At 59.1% G+C, this 18,236-nt stretch carries 20 protein-coding genes; 15 read left to right on the top strand and 5 right to left on the bottom strand.

The window, feature by feature from the left end:
* Together ACODSJ_RS24005 and ACODSJ_RS24000 are read left to right on the top strand one after the other, a co-directional pair.
* Nucleotides 1–189 (top strand): hypothetical protein (locus tag ACODSJ_RS24005; protein WP_489104112.1); only part of this gene is annotated, 189 nt, incomplete at its 5' end.
* A gap of 125 nt (nt 190–314) precedes the next feature.
* Nucleotides 315–947 (top strand): LysE family translocator, encoded by a 633-nt coding sequence (locus tag ACODSJ_RS24000; protein ID WP_489104111.1) that lies wholly within the window; start codon nt 315–317, stop codon nt 945–947.
* A 77-nt stretch (nt 948–1,024) separates the two neighbouring features.
* On the opposite strand, the gene ACODSJ_RS23995 is transcribed toward ACODSJ_RS24000, so the two are convergent.
* From ACODSJ_RS23995 to ACODSJ_RS23980, 4 genes are all read right to left on the bottom strand, one after another.
* Nucleotides 1,025–2,281: an aminotransferase-like domain-containing protein gene (locus tag ACODSJ_RS23995; protein ID WP_489104110.1), complete on the bottom strand. Its 1,257-nt coding sequence runs from the start codon at nt 2,279–2,281 to the stop codon at nt 1,025–1,027.
* A 65-nt stretch (nt 2,282–2,346) separates the two neighbouring features.
* A complete protein-coding gene (locus tag ACODSJ_RS23990; RefSeq protein WP_489104109.1) occupies nt 2,347–3,492 on the bottom strand; it encodes a trans-sulfuration enzyme family protein in 1,146 nt (381 codons plus the stop codon).
* On the bottom strand, nt 3,489–4,973 hold the full coding sequence (gene amrS / locus ACODSJ_RS23985; RefSeq protein ID WP_489104108.1) for an AmmeMemoRadiSam system radical SAM enzyme: 1,485 nt from the start codon (nt 4,971–4,973) through the stop codon (nt 3,489–3,491). Before amrS ends, ACODSJ_RS23990 begins: the two co-directional genes overlap by 4 nt.
* Before the next feature lie 101 nt (nt 4,974–5,074).
* The gene (locus ACODSJ_RS23980; RefSeq protein WP_489104107.1) at nt 5,075–5,788 is read right to left on the bottom strand and encodes a YczE/YyaS/YitT family protein; all 714 of its coding nucleotides are present in this window, start codon (nt 5,786–5,788) and stop codon (nt 5,075–5,077) included.
* A 200-nt stretch (nt 5,789–5,988) separates the two neighbouring features.
* Between ACODSJ_RS23980 and ACODSJ_RS23975 the strand changes: the two genes are divergently transcribed.
* On the top strand, nt 5,989–6,420 hold the full coding sequence (locus ACODSJ_RS23975) for an Lrp/AsnC family transcriptional regulator (protein ID WP_489104106.1): 432 nt from the start codon (nt 5,989–5,991) through the stop codon (nt 6,418–6,420).
* Between the two features lie 31 nt (nt 6,421–6,451).
* Here ACODSJ_RS23975 and ACODSJ_RS23970 read toward each other — a convergent pair whose 3' ends face one another.
* The gene (locus ACODSJ_RS23970) at nt 6,452–7,321 is read right to left on the bottom strand and encodes a helix-turn-helix transcriptional regulator (RefSeq protein WP_489104105.1); all 870 of its coding nucleotides are present in this window, start codon (nt 7,319–7,321) and stop codon (nt 6,452–6,454) included.
* Nucleotides 7,322–7,616: 295 nt separating this feature from the next.
* Here ACODSJ_RS23970 and ACODSJ_RS23965 point away from each other — a divergent pair, with 295 nt between their 5' ends.
* The 12 genes from ACODSJ_RS23965 (at nt 7,617) to ACODSJ_RS23910 (ending at nt 17,883) form a co-directional block, all read left to right on the top strand.
* Nucleotides 7,617–7,808: a Flp family type IVb pilin gene (locus ACODSJ_RS23965; RefSeq protein WP_260963308.1), complete on the top strand. Its 192-nt coding sequence runs from the start codon at nt 7,617–7,619 to the stop codon at nt 7,806–7,808.
* Between the two features lie 135 nt (nt 7,809–7,943).
* Nucleotides 7,944–8,135 carry a Flp family type IVb pilin gene (locus tag ACODSJ_RS23960; protein WP_489104104.1) on the top strand — a complete coding sequence of 64 codons (192 nt, stop codon included), beginning with the start codon at nt 7,944–7,946 and terminating at the stop codon, nt 8,133–8,135.
* 27 nt (nt 8,136–8,162) lie between these two features.
* Nucleotides 8,163–8,693 (top strand): A24 family peptidase, encoded by a 531-nt coding sequence (locus ACODSJ_RS23955; RefSeq protein WP_489104103.1) that lies wholly within the window; start codon nt 8,163–8,165, stop codon nt 8,691–8,693.
* Between the two features lie 2 nt (nt 8,694–8,695).
* Nucleotides 8,696–10,024, top strand: a complete 1,329-nt coding sequence (locus ACODSJ_RS23950) for a DUF8689 domain-containing protein (RefSeq protein WP_489104102.1) — start codon at nt 8,696–8,698, stop codon at nt 10,022–10,024.
* A gap of 15 nt (nt 10,025–10,039) precedes the next feature.
* Nucleotides 10,040–10,849 carry a Flp pilus assembly protein CpaB gene (gene cpaB / locus ACODSJ_RS23945; protein WP_489104101.1) on the top strand — a complete coding sequence of 270 codons (810 nt, stop codon included), beginning with the start codon at nt 10,040–10,042 and terminating at the stop codon, nt 10,847–10,849.
* 87 nt (nt 10,850–10,936) lie between these two features.
* Nucleotides 10,937–12,262, top strand: a complete 1,326-nt coding sequence (locus ACODSJ_RS23940; RefSeq protein ID WP_489104113.1) for a TadE/TadG family type IV pilus assembly protein — start codon at nt 10,937–10,939, stop codon at nt 12,260–12,262.
* 8 nt (nt 12,263–12,270) lie between these two features.
* The gene (locus tag ACODSJ_RS23935) at nt 12,271–12,753 is read left to right on the top strand and encodes a TadE/TadG family type IV pilus assembly protein (protein ID WP_489104100.1); all 483 of its coding nucleotides are present in this window, start codon (nt 12,271–12,273) and stop codon (nt 12,751–12,753) included.
* The gene (locus ACODSJ_RS23930) at nt 12,753–13,247 is read left to right on the top strand and encodes a TadE family protein (RefSeq protein ID WP_489104099.1); all 495 of its coding nucleotides are present in this window, start codon (nt 12,753–12,755) and stop codon (nt 13,245–13,247) included. Before ACODSJ_RS23935 ends, ACODSJ_RS23930 begins: the two co-directional genes overlap by 1 nt.
* A complete protein-coding gene (locus tag ACODSJ_RS23925; RefSeq protein ID WP_489104098.1) occupies nt 13,241–14,461 on the top strand; it encodes an AAA family ATPase in 1,221 nt (406 codons plus the stop codon). Before ACODSJ_RS23930 ends, ACODSJ_RS23925 begins: the two co-directional genes overlap by 7 nt.
* Nucleotides 14,462–14,464: 3 nt before the next feature.
* Complete coding sequence (locus tag ACODSJ_RS23920) at nt 14,465–15,907, top strand: TadA family conjugal transfer-associated ATPase (protein ID WP_489104097.1); 1,443 nt, start codon at nt 14,465–14,467, stop codon at nt 15,905–15,907.
* The gene (locus ACODSJ_RS23915) at nt 15,904–16,890 is read left to right on the top strand and encodes a type II secretion system F family protein (RefSeq protein WP_489104096.1); all 987 of its coding nucleotides are present in this window, start codon (nt 15,904–15,906) and stop codon (nt 16,888–16,890) included. The genes ACODSJ_RS23920 and ACODSJ_RS23915 overlap by 4 nt, the downstream gene beginning before the upstream one ends.
* 27 nt (nt 16,891–16,917) lie before the next feature.
* Nucleotides 16,918–17,883, top strand: coding sequence for a type II secretion system F family protein (locus ACODSJ_RS23910; protein ID WP_489104095.1), 966 nt, complete (start codon nt 16,918–16,920; stop codon nt 17,881–17,883).
* Nucleotides 17,884–18,236: the final 353 nt, after the last annotated feature.

Below are 18,236 nucleotides of genomic sequence, written 5' to 3'. Positions count from 1 at the left end.
AGCACGACCTTGCCAAGGTCGGGGTCGCGAGTTCGAGTCTCGTTTCCCGCTCCAAATTCAAGAAAACGCCGCTCATTTGAGCGGCGTTTTTTTATGCGCGTAAAAAACATTTCAATGCTCAACCAGCCTGCTGCTGCCTTTAACGAGGGATTTTCGTTGTTTGTGGGGGCTATCAGTGATCTGCCTTAATATTGAAGGGCGTTTGAGAATACTTCCTGAAAAATTTAAGGCAGAACGCTTAGGAAGATTAATAACTCATTCCTTAAGAAATGCACTTCTCCTAACCTTCCAGTACCCACTCTGGAGATGCATTTATGCTGATTTTCGTTAAATCGATGGTCATTGGGCTGTGCATTGCAGCCCCTGTAGGACCGATTGGGCTGCTGTGCATACAGAGGAGCCTGATGCTTGGATGGAGAGCGGGTTTCGCGACTGGATTGGGCGCAGCCACCGCCGACTCGATCTATGGGTTCATCGGTGCCCTGGGTATCACGGCCATCATCGCGACACTCATCAGCTTCAAACCCTGGCTGTGTATCTTTGGCGGGTTGTTCCTCGCCTACATCGGCTACCAAACCATCCGATCGAAGGGCGGTACGACCGCCATGGCGGGTGAGCGCGCCAACATCTTCAAAGCCTACTCGACCACGTTGTTCCTGACCCTGTCCAATCCCATGACCATCTTGTCGTTTATCGCGATATTTGCCGCGTTGAGTGACGGCATGGTCAGTGATCAAGGCAACCAGTACTCCGTACTGGCGATGGTGACTGGGATATTCCTGGGGTCGGCGGCCTGGTGGCTGGGGCTGAGCGGGTTCTCCTCCATTTTCAAGGCGCGGATTGCCCAATCGAAGCTGAGGTTGATCAACTACCTGTCAGGGGCGACCATCACTGTCCTGGGGGCCTATCAGGTGGCCACTGGCGTCATGCTGGCCACGGGGGTCTGATTGGCAGGCCGTACAAGGCTTGTTCCTCGCGAAGCGAAGGATGAGCCTTGTATGTCTTGCATTGCCTGCACGCCGCTTTATTGCAGCTTGAACTCTACGTACGCCCTGAAGCGGGCTATCGCTTGGGTGATTTGCGCGGTTGTGGCATTGCTGAACGACAGCCTGACCTGGTCAGCGGCGTCATTCGTCAGCGAAAACAAGGTGGTGGGAAACACGATCACCTTGAACTGCCTGGCGCATTCGCGCATCTCGCAATCACCAAAGACAAACGGCAACTGCACATTGATGAAGAAACCGCCTGTCGGCTGATTCCAGCTGACGGTCCGTGGGGCGTCGGCCTTGGGTGGAAACGCCTGCTCAAGGCATTCGAGCATGTGGTTTCTTTTCTCTGCATACGACAACACCCGGGGCTGGTTCAGGCCTTTCAACGAATAGTCGTTCTCCAGCAGCAAGCCGGCGACGACGGCCTGGCACAGCGCGGGCGTATTAACCGTGATCAGGCTTTTGGCCTTGCACAACCGGGCGCTGAACGGCATGACCCCGGCGCCCTCCGGAGCGACCACGTAACCCATGCGCAAGCCTGGAAAAATCGACTTTGCGAAAGAGCCCAGCAAGAATACCCGGCTGCTGTCGATGGCCTTCATGGACGCAATGTCATCGCCTTCGTATCGGAAGTAGCGGTAGGCGCTGTCCTCGAGGATGAAAAAGTTCTTTTCACCGGCCAGGGACAGCATGGCCTGGCGGTCGTGATAGGAAAGGCTGTCGGCTGTCGGGTTGCTGAAGTCTGGAATCGCATAGAGGGCTTTGGTTTGTTCGCCTCTGGATTCGAGTGCTTCAACGATATTGCGCAGGGCGATCGGATCGAGAAAGTCCGCCATGGGGACCGGGACGGTCTTGATGCCCAGCAGTTTCGCGATCCCGGTGATTCCGGAAAACACCGGATCAGGCACTAATAAAACACCACCACCGTCAAAAATGGACAAGAGCGCCAAGGTGCACGCTTCTTGAAAACCCATGCACACCACGACACTTTCGGGGTTGCACACGTGTATCGCTTCGTCCACCCGCAAATAGGTGGCGATTATTTCATTGATGATTCCCGAGGTTTTTCCATATTGGCAAAGCAGCGTCGCCAGGGACTGTCCCTTGTCGGCGACGTGATGCCTGTAGCGGGCCAGGCCCTTGTCGATGAGCGCGGGATCGCAATGCTCATCGTCCGGGCGACCAGAAGCCAGTGAAAGGGCCTGCGGATTTTCCTGGGCGATGGAGTTCAGAAGGTGGATGACGTTCAGGGTGGGGTCTTCGAATATCGTGTTTTCGACTGCGCTGGACACTTTCGCTTCTCCATGAAAAAGCAACGAGCCCGTGAAGGCCCGTTGCTTGTGATCAACGCCAAATGTTAGGCAGGGTCGAGTGCATGCTCTTGATCGAGCTGGCGCTCCATGGCTTCGAAAGCTTGCAGCAGGTCCTGCTTGAGGTCCTCCAGGTCCTCCAGGCCAAAGCACAATCGAACCAGGCCTTTTTCGATGCCCATGTCGGCTTTTTCCTGGTCCGTCATCGAGGCATGGCTGCCGCTGAAGGGCTGGGCGACCATCGACGTCACGCAGGCCATCCCCGTGCCCGTGCCAAACCATTTGAGTGCGCGGGTGAAGGTTTTGTAGAAAGGCACCAGTTCGGGCCGAATATCGACAAACACAATGCCGCCGTAACCGGTCAATTGCTTGCCATCGATTCGGGGGTAATAGACATGCTCGATAAAGGGCAGCTCGCGCAGATAGTCGAGCATGCTTGACGTCGTCTGGCTGTGTTTCTCCATGCGCAGGTTGAACGTCTGCATGCTTCTGCGAAGCAGCCATGCACTGTTGGGCGTCAATATCGTGCCTGAATAAAAGCGGCCCTCGAGCAGACGCTTATGGATTCCTTCATCATTGACCAGCACCAGGCCGCCCATGACATCGCTGTGCCCGGAGAAGTACTTGGTGGCGCTGTACAGGGAAATGTCGGCGCCAAAATTCAATGGCTTCTGATATATCGGCGTGGCCCAGGTGTTGTCGACGACCACCAGCGCCTGCGGGTTGTTTTGCTTGACGGCCCGGCTGACCGCGTGAATATCGATGTCTTTGAGGAAAGGGTTGGTCGGTGTCTCGAAGATGACCATGTCGACGTTCGCCGGCAAGGTCTTCAAGCCCTCTTGTGTGGTGAGATCCAGAATCGTCAGGTGGGCACCGATGCGTGCCGCATACCGCTGGAACAACTTATAGGAACAGCCATAGATGTATTTGTTGATAACCAGCGAAGCCCCCGGTTTCAACAGTTCCAGCACCATGTAGATGGCGCTCATCCCGGTGCTGTAGGCCAGGGCATGTTCGCTGCCCTCCAGCGCCGCGACAACCTGCTCCAGTTCGGTCACATTGGGATTGGCCTTCCTTGAGTAGAAGAACGCCGAGTCCGCGCTGAATGCGCTGCACTGATAAATAGGCGTTACCGAAGGGTGAGCGTCCCGGTCATCCACCTTGATATGAAGTATTTCAGTGGATACGTTCATGCTGGGTTGACCATTTTGATGACCTGTTCGTACATGTTCTGCTTGCCCTCATAACCGATGGTGGGGGTGATGTCATTTTGCGAAATGCCAATCTCCTCAATCGATTCGGTCGGGAAGTGAGCCCGGTCGAAGACTTCATGCAGGTTGGAATTCACCCCTTTGGGGAGCCAGACCTCAGGACCTGTTTCATCGATGCGCGCCTTGGCAATAATGAATCGATAGCTTTCGTGCGGCCGCAATGCCAGCGACTTCCAATCGCTGTTTTGCCCGTCCGTATAGTTGCGCCGCAGATAGACGGTCTGTTCGAAGTCTTCGGTATTGAGCACCTGGGCGTGCAGCGAAACGATGTCCCCGTGCCACTCGAAGTTGCGCTTTTCGTAAGTGCTCACGGTCTCTTCTCGCGGCTCGACGACGGTGTTCGCGGCGGGTTCGCCCAGTAGTTTGAAATGCGCATCGTGCCCGCACTGAGAGCAGCAACCCTTGCTGTCCAGCCCGATGATTTCAGCGTTCAAGCCATAACGGGTGACGAGCAGGGCGTTGCAGTGATTGCAGCTGGTATTGGTCCCCTCGACATCGTTCACGTTGCCCAGGTAAACGTGTTCGACGCCCATGCTGCGGGCAACGTCCCGGGCTTTCAGGAGCCGGTCCACAGGCGTGCGGATGCTGTTGCTCATCTTGTAGTCGGGGTGAAACCTGACGAAGTGCAGTGGCACGTTCGGGCCCAGTTCATCCAGCACCCATTGGCTGATTTTTCGGGCCGTCTCTTCGTCGTCGCTGATGTCGGTCACCATCAAGGTGCTGACCTCGACATATTTGCCGGCGTCATACACTTTCTTGATCCCCGCCAATACCGGCTCGACCCAGCCGGTCGTGACCTTGCGGTAGTATTCCGGGGAAATGGACTTGAGCGAAATCGAGAAAATATCGATGACTGGCAATAATTCATCAATGGCTTCTTCACTGATAAAGAACGCCGATTTATAAAGGTTGATCAGCCCCGCTTCCTTGGCCAGTTTTGCCGTGTCGAGGATGAATTCATGCCAGACAACAGGGTCGTTATATGTCCAGGAAAGCACTCGGATACCATGCTTGAGTGCAGTTTCTACAACTTGCTCGGGCGTGTAGTAGTAAACATCCTTGTCGGTGACGTACTTGGCTTGCGATGTCTTCCAGTTGTGACAATAACCGCAGTTGAGCATGCAGCCGATATTGCCCAGTGAGAGGATTCGCTCGCCAGGCGCAAAGTGGAAAACGGCTTCGGTTTCAATGGTTTCTTCAGTGCTGTGGACACCTTTGCCGTAGTTCAATGTAACGAGTCTGCCCCCGCGGTTTCCGCGCACTTTGCAAAAACCAACCTTGCCCTCCTGTATGACGCAGTTACGTGGGGAAAGATGGCACTTCACGGCGCCTCCGGGAAGTATTTCTTCCAGTTTTGCCGGGCTGCTTTCCAAGGTCCAGTTTTTATTGTTCGTAGTGCCCATCTTTTACTCCTCATCACGGAAGTTATAGGTAAGTTTCATCGGTTTGGAAAAATCCAGGCGAAACAAACCCGCTGCCAGGAATGGCAGTTCTGTTGTTTTTATTAGTAAGCGGATGAAGCGCGAGTCAGCCCATAGTTCTTGAGTGAAAAGCGCCTGGCATTCATCGTCATGAACGGTTGAATCAGCGGGCCGATCACCAGCAGGAATGCCAGCGTGCCCACGCCGAACGGCCCCCCGAGAAGCCAGCCGCTCGAAAAGATACCGATTTCAATGAACATTTTGGCTTTGGTGAAGGACCAGTTCCATTTGGCAACCATGGTCAGCACCACCAGGTCCATGATCCTGATGCCAATGCCGCTCATGATGATCAAGGCGGAGGAATAAGCACACAACACCAGTCCCGTCGCCAATAACGTGTACCCATTCATTCTGGCGATCAAATATTCACCGAGCCCCAACCCTGTCCAGAGATCAATTAACAGACCGGTCAGTGTTGTTGTAACGAAGGGGCTGATGGGTGGATATTTCTTGTTCCAGAGCATCCACCATGTCAGGAAGAACAGCGACACGATGGCCGAACAAACACCCATGCCAAGCATAAGTATTTTATCGATCGAGATGATCAAGACGTCCAACGGGTCAGTGCCCAATTGACTGATGATGAAGCACTTGGCGCCCAGCGAAAATAAACCGACGCCTGCCAGGTACATCAGGACCTGGTCCCTCTTGAAACGACGAAGAGCTAGCACTTGCGTGCCAATGTGCTGGAGGAGCGGGTGTGACTTTTTTCCATGCGTTATCTTTTCATCTTCCATGCGAACACCATCCCTGGAGAGAATTTTTTATTATGCGGTGCGTCACGCTGAAGAGCAGGGCTATTGATTGCCCGGATTTTGTTCTGGCTGTTCAGGCTGGGGAATAGACTAGCGCTCTGCTTTATTTTGGTGCATGCTTTTTTTAATGAAAACCATGAGCTTTTCATTAAAATTTAAATGTTTAACCGGGGAAAACGCACATGGATCGTATAGACGTCAAAATCCTGGGTAAGGTACAGGACTGTGGCCGCATTTCTATTACGGAGCTTTCCAAGCACGCGGGGCTTTCTATTCCTGCCACCAATGACAGGTTACGTAAACTAGAAGATTCCGGCGTGATCAAGGGGTATTCCGCGCAGTTGGACCCCACCAAACTGGGGTACGGCATTTCGGCTGTCGTTGGCATCACCACCCTCAAGCCGGCGAAAGCCAAATTGATCGCGACGCTCACCGACATCCCTGAAGTCGTGGAATGCCTGCACATCACTGGAAACGATTCCTACCTGATCCGGATCTATGCCCGATCCATGGCCGAGATCGAGGACATCATTGCCAAGATCAATGCCTATGGCGAGACGCGCACCAGCGTTGTCTTGTCCGTTCCTATCGAGAGAAGAAACCTCGCCCCGTGAGCCTGGGCAATGCGCACTGAACAAACACCGTTCAGCCCTCCAGGCTGTGCACCAGGTTCTCGAGCGCTTCCAGGGTCGCATCGTCCTGGGGCGCTTGCGCCAGGCTGGCGTTGCGCATCTGGTAGGCCAGCCGGTATTCGCTGGGGGTGCAGTTGGCGTACTGCTTGAAGGCGCGGGCGAAGTAGGACGGATCCTTGAACCCGGCTTCGTAGCCGATGCTGGTGATGGGCATCTGGCTGTTGTCGAGCAACTCCTTGGCAAAACTCATGCGTTTGTTCAGCACGTAGTCGGTGAAGCCCAGCCCGTTGGCTTCCTTGAACACCCGGCTGAAACGAAACGTCGTCATGCCGCAGCGCTTGGCCAGGTCGCGCTGGTCGATGCTCTCGCGAAAATGCTGGTCGATGTACAGCATGATGTGGGCGAGGGCCTGATGTTTCTGGTGCCCGGCGGTCAGGCGGATGCTGTCCGGCAGAGTCGGGGAGTGGTCGATCTGCGAGGCCTTGCCCCGGCCATTGGCGTTGCGGCGCAGCTCGCACAATTGCACCACGGCCGCGAGGTAGCGCTTCCTCTCGGTGGCGGACAGGGGCAGCACCATGTATTCCCAGACGCTGGAGCGCATGGCCCACACCGCCAGTTCTTCGGAATGCTGCACTGTGAACATGGTAATGGGAACGGTCGGGACGGCACGCTTGATCTCCAGCAATCTGCGCAAGCCCGGGGTGTCCGGGCGATCGAAATGGATGCAGATCATGTCGATGTGTTCTGTGTTGGGCAGCAGGGCGCCCTTGGCCTGCGTGCAATCGCAGGCTTGCTCGAATTGGGTGATGAGTTCCCGGGTGGAGCGATCCTGGGTCAGATCGAACCACAACAACCTTGGCCTGCTGGTCAGAGTCGACGTCATGTGCGTACTACTCAGCGGTTCTTCCTGCCCTTTAGCTAGCAGTATTGCCAATGTGCTATCAGTTCGCTGAATAAATTTTTATAAGAAATCGCTCCTTTAGCGCCAACGCTTCAGGCGAGGGGAGTGCGAATCGATGTCATCTCGAACTACAGCCCAGGCTTGCAACTCGGCGCAAAAAAATCCTAGCGATGTGCAAAATCCTCCTAACGACCATGACCTCGTCCTGACTAGGGTTGCATCAGGCAGTTCGCAATGTAACTGCTTTCTTGAAAACAACCCCGATGAGGTGTGCGAAATGACTCTTCAAACAATCAAGACTTCGCTGCTGAAGTTCGCCAAAGATGAAGACGGCCTGACCATTGTGGAATACGCCGTGGCCGGTGGGTTGATCACAGTGGCTGTTGCCGCGATGTTCGTGCTGTTGGGCGGCGCCGTGAACACCCGGATCACCGCACTTTGCGCGGCGGTCAAAGGCGCTGCCTGCTAACGGCAGTTCGCGCAGGGGAACGCAGTGAAGCCCATCAAGATGTCAGTTGTTCCAACAAGACGGTGGATAACTTCTTAATGGGCTTCATGGTGTTTTTTTCACTCGGTTTATTCCGGTCGGTATGAGGTAAACATCATGACACTTCAAACAATCAGAACTTCGATCAGCCAGTTCGTTAAAGATGAAGATGGCCTGACCATTGTGGAATACGCGGTGGCTGGCGGGCTTATCACGGTGGCGGTTGCCGCGATGTTCATCCTGTTGGGTGGCGCCGTGAACGACAGGATCACTGCGCTCTGTGCCGCGGTTAAAGGTGCTGCCTGCTAACAATAATCACAATAAGGGAGACGCATCATGTCCATGGAATTGCTGGTGTCGACGATAGTACTGCTGGGACTGCTGGGTGTGGCGGTGGTGAGCGATCTGCTTCGCCACCGCATCCCCAACATGCTGGTCCTGCTGGGCCTGACCCTGGGCCTGGCCAGCCAGGCTTATATAGGTGGAATCAGCGGATTGGGCGACAGCCTGCTGGGCATGTTGATCTGTTTCGCGCTGTTCCTGCCGATGTATGCGGTGGGTGGCATGGCGGCCGGCGACGTCAAGCTGATGACCATGGTCGGCAGTTTCCTGCCTTTTCATTACGCATTGTGGGCCGCGTTGTTCAGCCTGATTGCCGGTGGCGTGTGCGGTTTCCTGATTGTCCTGGCCCGTGGCCAATTGCTCCAGACCCTCGAACGCTACTGGCTGATCGTGCGGGCCCAGGCTTACCTGGCGCCGTCTGCCGATGAAGTGGCCGGCAAGCCTTTTCCTTATTCGATCGCAATCCTGATCGGTACCCTGAACAGCGTCTACTGGCAACTGGTTGCCGGTGGATGGGGAGTCTAGTCATGCACGTCATCAACGATAGTGATGCCTACCCCAGCGAGCGGGAAGCGGTGCAACGCTTGGCGCCCCAGCCGTGCACCATCCGGGACACCGGGCTGACCGACAGCTTTCTTGGCGAACTGGTGTGCAAGCATCTGCACGATGCCGGTGTGCTGGACATGCCGCGGCTGGTGGAGCGTCTGGCACTGACCGGCGCCGTGCTGGAAGAAGTCCTGGCTTTCCTGCGCAAGGACGGTCGCGTCGAAGTGCTCGGCCAGATCGGCCAGGCGAATGTACAAGCGTTGCGTTATGGCCTGACCGAACGTGGCCGCAGCTTTGCCCGTGACGCCCTGGCCCGCAGCGGCTACATCGGCGCCGCGCCGTTCCCGGTGAGCACCTATCGCTCCCTGATCAAGATCCAGACCATTCACCATGGTCGCATCACCGCCGTCGACATGCAGCGGGCCCTGGCCGGCCTGGTGCTGAGCCAAGGGATGCTCGACCAGTTGGGCGTGGCCTTGAATTCCGGGCGGGCGATCATGATCTACGGCCCGGCGGGCACCGGCAAGACTTACGTCAGCAGTCGGCTGATCCGTCTGTTCGCCGAGGCCATCTGGGTGCCCTATGCCATTGTCATCAACGAGTCGGTGATCGAGATCTACGACCCACAGGTGCATCAGCGCCTGGACGACAACGGCCAGGCGAACAACCTGATGCTCAATGAGGGCATCGACCGTCGGTTGGTGTGCTGCAAACGCCCGATCGTCATCACCGGCGGCGAGTTGAGCATGGAGCAGTTGGACGTCCGCTACGACCCCTTTACCCGTCAATACCAGGCCGCCTTGCAGCTCAAGGCCAGCAACGGCCTGTTCATCATCGACGACATGGGGCGCCAGCGCATGGCACCGGCCGAGCTGCTCAATCGCTGGATCGTGCCCATGGAAGAAAAACGCGACTTCATCAACCTGGGCGGAGGGCGGCACTGTGAGCTGCCGTTCGACCTGGTCCTGGTGTTTTCCACCAACCTCAATCCCCTGGAACTGGCCGATGAAGCCTTCCTGCGGCGCATTGGCTACAAGGTGCAGTTCGGCTACCTCAAGCCCGAGGAGTACGAGCGCATCTGGCGCCAGGAATGCGAACGCCTGGGGATCCCTTACGACCCGCTGTTGGTGCGCTATGTACTGCAGCGCTTGTATGCGGGCGAAGGCATGCCCCTGGTGCCTTGCCATCCGCGTGATCTGTTGAACATGGCGCTTGACCGCCAACGTTACCTGGGCGGTTCCGGGCCCCTGGCGACGCAAGAGGTTGAATGGGCCTGGCACAACTACTTCGTTCAGCTCGACTTTCTTTGATCTGGAGATACCGACATGAGCTCTCGTACGCTTCCGCTGATAGGCGTTTCCCTGGTAATGGGCCTTGGTGCTGCATGGATGGCCGATTCCTGGTTGAGCGCGCGACTCAACGCCACACCCGATGATCACCTGCGCAGCGTGGTGGTCGCCACGGTGGAAATTCCCTTCGGGCAGATGGTCGAGGCCCAGCAGGTCACGACCGTGCGCATGCCCATGGACTCCATTCCGGACGATGCCTTCAATGCGAGCGAGCAGGCGGTGGGCAAGATCGCCACGTTCGACATCCTGCGCGGCGACATCGTGCGGGGCGCGCGTCTGAGCGAACACTTGGGCGGCAGCACCCTGGCCTCGTTGATTGCACCCGATAAACGTGCCATCGCGGTCCGCGTGGACGATGTGGTCGGGGTGGGCGGCTTCCTGTTGCCAGGCAACCGGGTCGATGTCCTGGCGACCAAGACCACCAGTACTGGCGGCAACAACGCCGTTTCCCGGACCATTCTCGAAAACCTGCGAGTGCTGGCGGTGGACCAGACGGCGGGCACCGACAAGACCCAACCGGTGGTGGTACGGGCCGTGACCCTGGAAATGTCGGCCGCCGAAGCCGAGACCCTGGTAACCGCGCAGACCGAAGGCAAGCTGCAACTGGCCTTGCGCAACCCCCTGAACGTCGAGAAAAAAGCCGTGGCCGCCGCGCCGTCGGCGCCCGCCCCTGTGATGGTGGCAGAGGCGCCGGCACCCAGGGCGGTGGTGCGCAGCGCCAGGCCGCAGGGCGGGGCGATCACGCTGATCCGCGGGATTGAAAGCAGCGTCATCAATGTCCGCTGAATAACACAGCCATACCATGCCATGCAGGCCAGGCCTTACCGGCCGTGGTGATGCCGATCCTCAAACGTAGTAGATGAGGGCTCGATGATGAAATCCAGTATCCGGCAGACTTTTGCGCTGCCTAGACGCCAAGGAGGGGCGGTGAGTGTACTGATGGTGATCGCGCTGGTGGCGATTTCCATGATGGCAGCGTTGGCCCTGGACGGCGGGCATCTGTTGCTGAACAAGACACGCCTGCAGAATGCGGTGGATGCCGCCGCCCTGAGCGGTGCCAAGACCCTGAGCCAAGTGACCGGCGGCATCAACATGGCCAGCACCACCCGTGCGGCGGCCCTGGACACGCTGAACAAAAACGCCCAGGCCTTGGGCAACACCGAGCTGTCGACCGCGGTGGCCGGCAATCCGGGGGCGTTTGCGACGGTGGAGCTGTCCAGCAGCGTCTATGGCCCGTTCTCCTATCCTGGACCTGCGAATGCCAAATACGTGCGGGTCTCGGTGTCCAGCTATCAACTCAACGGTTTCTTCTGGAGTTTCGTCCAGACGATGGGCACCGGTCTGGGCGCCAAAGCCGTGGCGGCGATGGCTACCGCGGGCCCCAGCTCTACGCAGCCCTGTGACCTGGCACCCTTGATGGTTTGCGGCGACCCTGCCCAATACAATCCGTCTGCCGGCAACTTCTGGGGCTATCACTTCGGTGACCTGACAGTCCTGAAAACCGCTGCGGGGAATACGTCCCCCATTGGCCCGGGCAACTTCCAGTTGCTCGATTTCGGCTCGGGCGGCAGCACCGTTCGCGACGACCTGGCGGGTGGGGGGATGGAGTGCCGCAGTGTGGGGGATAACGTCCAGACCGCACCCGGTAACAAGGCCGGCCCAACCTCCCAAGGCCTGAACACTCGTTTCGGGATCTACAACGGTCCGGTCAGTGCCTCCGATTACCCACCGGACCTGGTGACCGGGTCGAGTAATCCGGCGATGAGCTACACCAGTGGGCAAGCGCAATACAAAGGCCAGCCCGTCACCTCCAGCAATGGGGACCTGTCGGCCGGTGGCCAGGCGATCCTGGACTACAACGATTGGCGTGCCAGCGTCGCGGCCTGCATGTCGGGGAGCGGCAGTGGTTGCGCGAGTAACGGGGTGTTCGAACGCCGGATGCTGAAAATCGTGATTGGCAATTGCACCGGCAAGCAGGGCGGCTCGACTTCTATTCCTGTCTTGGGATTCGGCTGCTATTTCGTCGTGCAGCCGGTTGATGGCGGTGGCTCGGACTCCGTCATCTTTGGTCAGTTCGTCCAGCAATGCGAGGGCGATAACGTCCCCGGCCCGACACCGTCCAGCGATACCGGCCCGCAGATCATCCAGCTCTACAAGACCTATATCAACGGCAGCGGCACTCCGAGCACCGACTCGTAGGAGGCGTCATGAGACTGGCCCCGTTCCAATCACCCAAGTCCCAGCGAGGCGTGGCCCTGGTGGAGTTCACCTTGGTGGCACCGTTGCTGCTGTTGCTGCTGCTGGCCTTTGGCGAGTTCGGCCGCATGCTCTACCAGTACAACGTGTTGTTGCAGGCCAGCCGCGATGCGGGCCGCTTTGTCGCTAGCCAGGCGTGGAATGGCACCCTTGGCACCGTGAACGTAAGCAATGCGCAGCTCCAAACGCAGACAAAAAATGTTGCGGTCTATGGGGTGCCTACCGCCACCGGCAGCGCCGTGGTGTCCGGGTTGACCACCGCCAATGTGCAGGTCGCCGCCGTGGGCACCGATCATGTGCGGGTCACCATCAGCTACACCTTCTGCCCGGTGATTGGTGCAAGCAGTTGCACCGGGTCGATCCCCGGCTTTTTCGGCAACGCCCTTCCGCTGGGCTTCCAGTTGGTGGCGACCACCGTCATGAGGGCACTGTGATGAACAACAAGCACATGCGCGGTACTTACATCGTGGAGTTTTCCTTCGTTGGGCTGTTGGTGTTCGTCCTACTGTTCGGCGTGGTGGAAATGGGCCGGTTGTACTTCACCGCCAACGCGCTGGATGAAGCGGCGCGGCGCGGTGCACGGCTGGCGGCGGTGTGCAACATCAGCGATCCGGTGGTGTTGCGCCGGGCCATTTTCAACGCCGCTACCGACGCCGGCACCAGCCAACTGATCAGCAGCCTGGCCACCTCGAACCTGGCGCTCACCTACCTGGACGTCAACGGCGCAGTGGTAGCCAACCCCGCCGACACGGTCAGTGCAACAGGATTTCGTGCCGTCCGCTACGTCCAGTTGAGCGTGCAGAACTTCGTTTTCAACTTGTTCATTCCCGGGTTTGGCGTGCCCATTACGTTGCCTCCCTTCAAGGCAACCCTGCCACGCGAAAGCCTCGGGCGTCATTCCGATTCAGGGGAGATCACACCATGCTGAACACTCGGGAAACTCCGCTCTCGACCGTCACAGGCAAGACCGGGTTGCGGTTACTGATCAGCAGCCGCGATGCCGCCTCCCTGCGCGATTTGCAATGCGTCTGCCAGCGCATGCCGTGCCTGGAAGTGAGCACACGCCTGGTGAGCAACGGCCACGTCGATCCACTCTACGGCCTGGACCGCATGCCCGACCTGCTGCTGGTGCGGGTCAGCCACCTGTGGCGCGAAGAGCTGGCAGCGCTGTTGCAACGTCCGGCCCACGAGCGTCCACCGCTGTTGGTGTGCGGTCTCATGGGTGAACAGGAAGGCATGCGCCTGGCGATGCAGGCCGGCGCGCGCGATGTGCTGCCCGAACCCATCGCCGAGAAAGAATTGGTCGGTGCCCTCAATCGCCTGGTGGCGGATGTTCGCCTCGGCAGTGGCGCCGAAGGCAAGTTGATCGCGGTGATCGGTGCCAAGGGTGGTTCCGGCGGGACCCTGGTGGCGTGCAACCTGGCCCAGCAGCTCAGTGCCCGGGCAGGCAATACCCTGCTGCTGGACATGGACCTGCAGTTTGGCAGCGTGACCCATTACCTGGATGTCCCGCAGTCCCACAGCCACCTGGAAGTGATGCAGCAGATCGAAGACCTGGACAGCATTGCGCTGCGCGGCTTTTGCAGTCACTTCAGTCCGACCCTGCACGTGCTTGGCGGTCGGGCCGGCGAGCTGTGCCTGCCCCAGGACGCCCAGCCCGAACAACTCGATGCCCTGTTGCAACTGGCCCGTGCCAGCTATGACTGGGTGGTGGTCGACCTGCCGCGGCAAATCGACCACCTCACCGGCTCCGTGCTGGAACAGGTGGACCGGGTGTACGTGGTGGTGCAACAAAGTGTCAGTCACCTGCGCGATGCCAGCGCCCTGGTGCGCATCCTGCGCGAAGACCTGGGCGTGCGCGGCGACCAGTTGCAGATCGTGGTCAATCGCTACGACAAGTCGGCCGCCATCAGCCTCAAGGACATCGGTGAGGCCTTGCGTTGCACGAACCTCTTGAAATTACCCAATGACTTCAACCTGGTCAGCCAGAGTCAGAACACTGGCGTGCCGTTGGGACTGCATGCGCCGAAGGCAGCGATTACCGCCGCCCTGCGCGATCTGACCGAGGACCTGGTCGGTCACCAGATGGGCTCGAGCAAGGGCCTGTTCAAACGCGCCTTCAACCGTTTCTTCGGGGGATGACCCATGATCAGCGACTTTCGTAACCGCTTGCGCAAACAGTCCGGTAAACCTGGCGCTTCCGTGGCTTCCCAGCACGGCGATGGCCTGTCGGAGTCGACGGACGAACTGATGGCCTGGGAACACACGATCCCGGACGTGCTCTATGAAACCCGCAGCCAGGTCACCCCGGTGGAAGCTGAGTGGCGGGAAAAAATCTACCAGCAACTGCTCAAGGTCATGGACCTGTCGTTGCTCGATGCCCTGGAACAGGTCGAGGCCTCGCGGCAGATCCGCGACATCTGCCAGCGCCTGCTCGACGAGCATTCGGCGCCGGTGAGTTCCACCAGCCGTCAGTTGATCATCAAGCAGATCACCGACGAGGTGCTGGGCCTGGGCCCGCTCGAGCCGCTGCTGGCCGACCATAGCGTGTCCGACATCCTGGTCAACGGCTTTGCCTCGGTCTACGTCGAGCGCTTCGGCAAGCTGCAACGCACCGACGTGCGCTTTCGCGATGACCAGCACCTGCTGAACATCATCGACCGCATCGTTTCCAGCCTGGGGCGGCGCATCGACGAGTCTTCGCCGCTGGTGGACGCCCGGCTCAAGGACGGTTCGCGGGTCAACGCGATCATTCCGCCGCTGGCCATCGACGGTCCGAGCATGTCGATCCGTCGCTTTGCAGTGGACCTGCTCAACACCGAGAGCCTGATCCAGGTCGGCACCATGACCCCAGCCATTGCCTTGCTGCTCAAGGCCATCGTGCGCGGTCGCCTGAACGTGCTGATCTCCGGCGGCACCGGCAGCGGCAAGACCACCATGCTCAACGTGCTGTCGAGCTTCATTCCCCATAACGAACGCATCGTCACCATCGAAGACTCCGCCGAACTGCAACTGCAACAGCCCCACGTGGTACGCCTGGAAACCCGGCCGTCGAACATCGAGGGGCGCGGTGAGGTGAGCCAGCGTGAGTTGGTGCGCAACAGCCTGCGGATGCGCCCGGATCGGATCGTCATCGGCGAGGTGCGTGGCGCCGAGGCGCTGGACATGCTCACGGCCATGAACACCGGCCACGACGGTTCGCTGACCACGATTCACGCCAACACCGCGCGCGACGCCTTGGGACGAGTCGAGAACATGGTGTCGATGACCGGCGCGACATTTCCGATCAAGGCCATGCGTCAACAAATTGCCTCGGCCATCGACGTGGTCATCCAACTGGAGCGTCAAGAAGACGGCAAGCGTCGCGTGGTGAGCATTCAGGAGATCAACGGGATGGAAGGAGAAGTGATCACCATGACCGAGATTTTTGCCTTCGTGCGCCAGGGCATCGGCGAACATGGCGAGGTGCTCGGCGAGTATCGGCCCAGCGGCATGATCCCGGCCTTCCGCGATGTGATGGCCAAGCGCGGGATCGAGTTGCCGCTGACGATGTTCCGCCCTGAATGGATGGAGGGTCGGCAGTCATGAGCCATATTCCTGGTGAGTTCATCCTGATTTTCCTCGGCATGGTGTTCATCGCCGTTTTCCTCTTGTCCCAGGGCGTCGTGGTGCCGGTGTTCGGCGAGGCCGGCAAGATGCGCAAACGCATCCGCGGACGCTTGCATGTGCTGGAGAAAGCCAACCACCTGCCCAACATGCAGACCGTGTTGCGGCAGAAATACCTGACGCGCCTCTCGCCCCTGGAGGCCAGGCTCGAACAGCTGCCGTTCATGGCCAGCCTCACCCAGTTGATCGAGCAGGCCGGCCATGAGTACCGGGCCTATCGGGTGGTGGTGCTTGGGCTGATGATGGGGGCTGCAGCCGGCGCGGCGTTGATGATGATCTCGCCGCAGTGGTGGGTGGCATTGCTGGTAGCGTTTGCGGTGGCCTGGGTGCCGGTGCTCAAGATCGTGCGCGATCGCAGCAAGCGCTTTGCCGCCTTCGAGGAGGGGCTGCCCGATGCCCTGGATGCCATGTGCCGGGCCCTGCGCGCGGGGCATCCGTTCAACGAGACCCTGCGCCTGGTCGCCGATGAGCACAAGGGCCCGGTCGCCCATGAATTCGGCCTGACCTTCGCCGACATCAACTACGGCAACGACGTGCGCCGGGCCATGCTCGGTCTGCTGGAACGCATGCCGAGCATGACGGTGATGATGCTGGTGACCTCGATCCTGATCCACCGCGAGACCGGCGGCAACCTGACCGAAGTGCTGGAGCGCCTGAGCCGGCTTATCCGCGGGCGCTTCCGCTTCCAGCGCAAGATCAAGACGTTGTCGGCGGAAGGGCGCATGTCGGCCTGGGTGCTGGTGGCCATTCCCTTCGTGCTGGCGATCGCCATCGTGGTCACCAGCCCCAGCTACCTGCCGGTGCTGCTCAACGACCCGATAGGCCACAAACTGATCATCGGTGCCTTCTGCGCCATGTTGGTCGGCATTCTCTGGATCCGCAGAATCATTCGGATCCAGGTTTAAACGCTGTTCTACCGCGAGGTATCAGTCATGGATTATTTGCTCGGGTTGTTCAGCCGGTTCACGGGAAACGAGGAGGCGGCTCGCCTGTTGTTCACTGCGGTGATCGGTCTCAGTGCGACGCTGGCGGTTGTCGCCGTGCTGATGTTGGTGCTGGGTCTCCAGGACCCGGTGCAGCGGCGCCTGGCGCTGATCAAGCGGGGGCATTCGGGCAATGCGACGATGCAGGAAGCGCCCGGTAACCTGCAACTGTTGCTGGAACGGGTTGGCCAACGTTTTGCCTCCACGGATTCGGCCAAGACCTCCGCCACCCAGACCCTGCTGACCCATGCCGGCTACCGTTCCGTTTCGGCGGTGCAGGTTTACTGGGCGGTGCGCTTGATGGTGCCGTTGATGCTGCTGGGGATCGCGGTGTTGCTGTTGCCGCTGATCAAGGTCAATCCCATCATCAGTGTGCTGGGCGTGGTTGCGGTGGCCGGCATCGGCTGGCTGTTGCCGGCGCTCTATGTCGGCAAACGCAAGCAATTGCGCCAAGGTCGGTTGCGTGCCGCGTTTCCCGATGCGCTGGACTTGATGGTGGTGTGCGTCGAATCGGGCCTGGCCTTGCCTACGACCATCGAGCGGGTGGCTGAGGAGATGGCGGTGAGCCAGGTCGAACTGGCCGAAGAACTGGCCCTGGTCAACGCGCAGATCCGGGCGGGCATCACCAGCACCGAGGCCCTGCGCCAACTCGCCATGCGCACCGGGTTGGAAGACATCCAGGGGCTGGTCAGCCTGCTGGCCCAGAGCATTCGCTTCGGTACCAGCGTGGCCGATACCCTGCGGATCTACGCCGACGAATTCCGCGACCGGCGCACTCAGGCTGCCGAGGAAATGGGCGCGAAAATCGGCACCAAGCTGATCTTCCCGCTGATCTTCTGCCTGTGGCCAAGCTTCTTCCTGGTCGCCATCGGCCCGGCCATGATTGGTGTGTTCAGGGCGTTTGGGAATATGTAGGGGCCTCTAGCCTAAGGCTTCAAGGGTGGGAGCGAGCCTGCTCGCGATAGCGGTTCGACAGTCAATGAAGATATTGATTGTCGGACCGCCATCGCGAGCAAGCTTTGCTCCCACAGTTTTTGTGGGGCGTTCACCGGCATCGCGAGTATCACACATCCTCTGCGGGAACGAGCCTGCTCGCGATAGCGGTGGGGCAGCCGATGACGATGTTGAATGTGAGACAGCCATCGCGAGCAAGCTTTGCTCCCACATTTTTGTGGGGCGTTTACCGGCATCGCGAGCACCACACATCCTCTGTGGGAACGAGCCTGCTCGCGATAGCGGTGGGGCAGCCGATGACGATGTTGAATGTG

The sequence above is a fragment of the Pseudomonas sp. FG6 genome (assembly GCF_057809015.1).
This window is presented reverse-complemented; position numbering and strand designations above follow the sequence as displayed.

Excerpts from the sequence above, each read along its gene's own strand:
- ACODSJ_RS24000 (WP_489104111.1), top strand. The coding sequence starts at position 315 with ATGCTGATTTTCGTTAAATCGATGGTCATTGGGCTGTGCATTGCAGCC.
- ACODSJ_RS23990 (WP_489104109.1), bottom strand. The coding sequence starts at position 3,492 with ATGAACGTATCCACTGAAATACTTCATATCAAGGTGGATGACCGGGAC.
- amrS (WP_489104108.1), bottom strand. The coding sequence starts at position 4,973 with ATGGGCACTACGAACAATAAAAACTGGACCTTGGAAAGCAGCCCGGCA.
- ACODSJ_RS23980 (WP_489104107.1), bottom strand. The coding sequence starts at position 5,788 with ATGGAAGATGAAAAGATAACGCATGGAAAAAAGTCACACCCGCTCCTC.
- ACODSJ_RS23975 (WP_489104106.1), top strand. The coding sequence starts at position 5,989 with ATGGATCGTATAGACGTCAAAATCCTGGGTAAGGTACAGGACTGTGGC.
- ACODSJ_RS23970 (WP_489104105.1), bottom strand. The coding sequence starts at position 7,321 with ATGACGTCGACTCTGACCAGCAGGCCAAGGTTGTTGTGGTTCGATCTG.
- ACODSJ_RS23965 (WP_260963308.1), top strand. The coding sequence starts at position 7,617 with ATGACTCTTCAAACAATCAAGACTTCGCTGCTGAAGTTCGCCAAAGAT.
- ACODSJ_RS23960 (WP_489104104.1), top strand. The coding sequence starts at position 7,944 with ATGACACTTCAAACAATCAGAACTTCGATCAGCCAGTTCGTTAAAGAT.
- ACODSJ_RS23955 (WP_489104103.1), top strand. The coding sequence starts at position 8,163 with ATGTCCATGGAATTGCTGGTGTCGACGATAGTACTGCTGGGACTGCTG.
- ACODSJ_RS23950 (WP_489104102.1), top strand. The coding sequence starts at position 8,696 with ATGCACGTCATCAACGATAGTGATGCCTACCCCAGCGAGCGGGAAGCG.
- cpaB (WP_489104101.1), top strand. The coding sequence starts at position 10,040 with ATGAGCTCTCGTACGCTTCCGCTGATAGGCGTTTCCCTGGTAATGGGC.
- ACODSJ_RS23940 (WP_489104113.1), top strand. The coding sequence starts at position 10,937 with ATGAAATCCAGTATCCGGCAGACTTTTGCGCTGCCTAGACGCCAAGGA.
- ACODSJ_RS23935 (WP_489104100.1), top strand. The coding sequence starts at position 12,271 with ATGAGACTGGCCCCGTTCCAATCACCCAAGTCCCAGCGAGGCGTGGCC.
- ACODSJ_RS23930 (WP_489104099.1), top strand. The coding sequence starts at position 12,753 with ATGAACAACAAGCACATGCGCGGTACTTACATCGTGGAGTTTTCCTTC.
- ACODSJ_RS23925 (WP_489104098.1), top strand. The coding sequence starts at position 13,241 with ATGCTGAACACTCGGGAAACTCCGCTCTCGACCGTCACAGGCAAGACC.
- ACODSJ_RS23920 (WP_489104097.1), top strand. The coding sequence starts at position 14,465 with ATGATCAGCGACTTTCGTAACCGCTTGCGCAAACAGTCCGGTAAACCT.
- ACODSJ_RS23915 (WP_489104096.1), top strand. The coding sequence starts at position 15,904 with ATGAGCCATATTCCTGGTGAGTTCATCCTGATTTTCCTCGGCATGGTG.
- ACODSJ_RS23910 (WP_489104095.1), top strand. The coding sequence starts at position 16,918 with ATGGATTATTTGCTCGGGTTGTTCAGCCGGTTCACGGGAAACGAGGAG.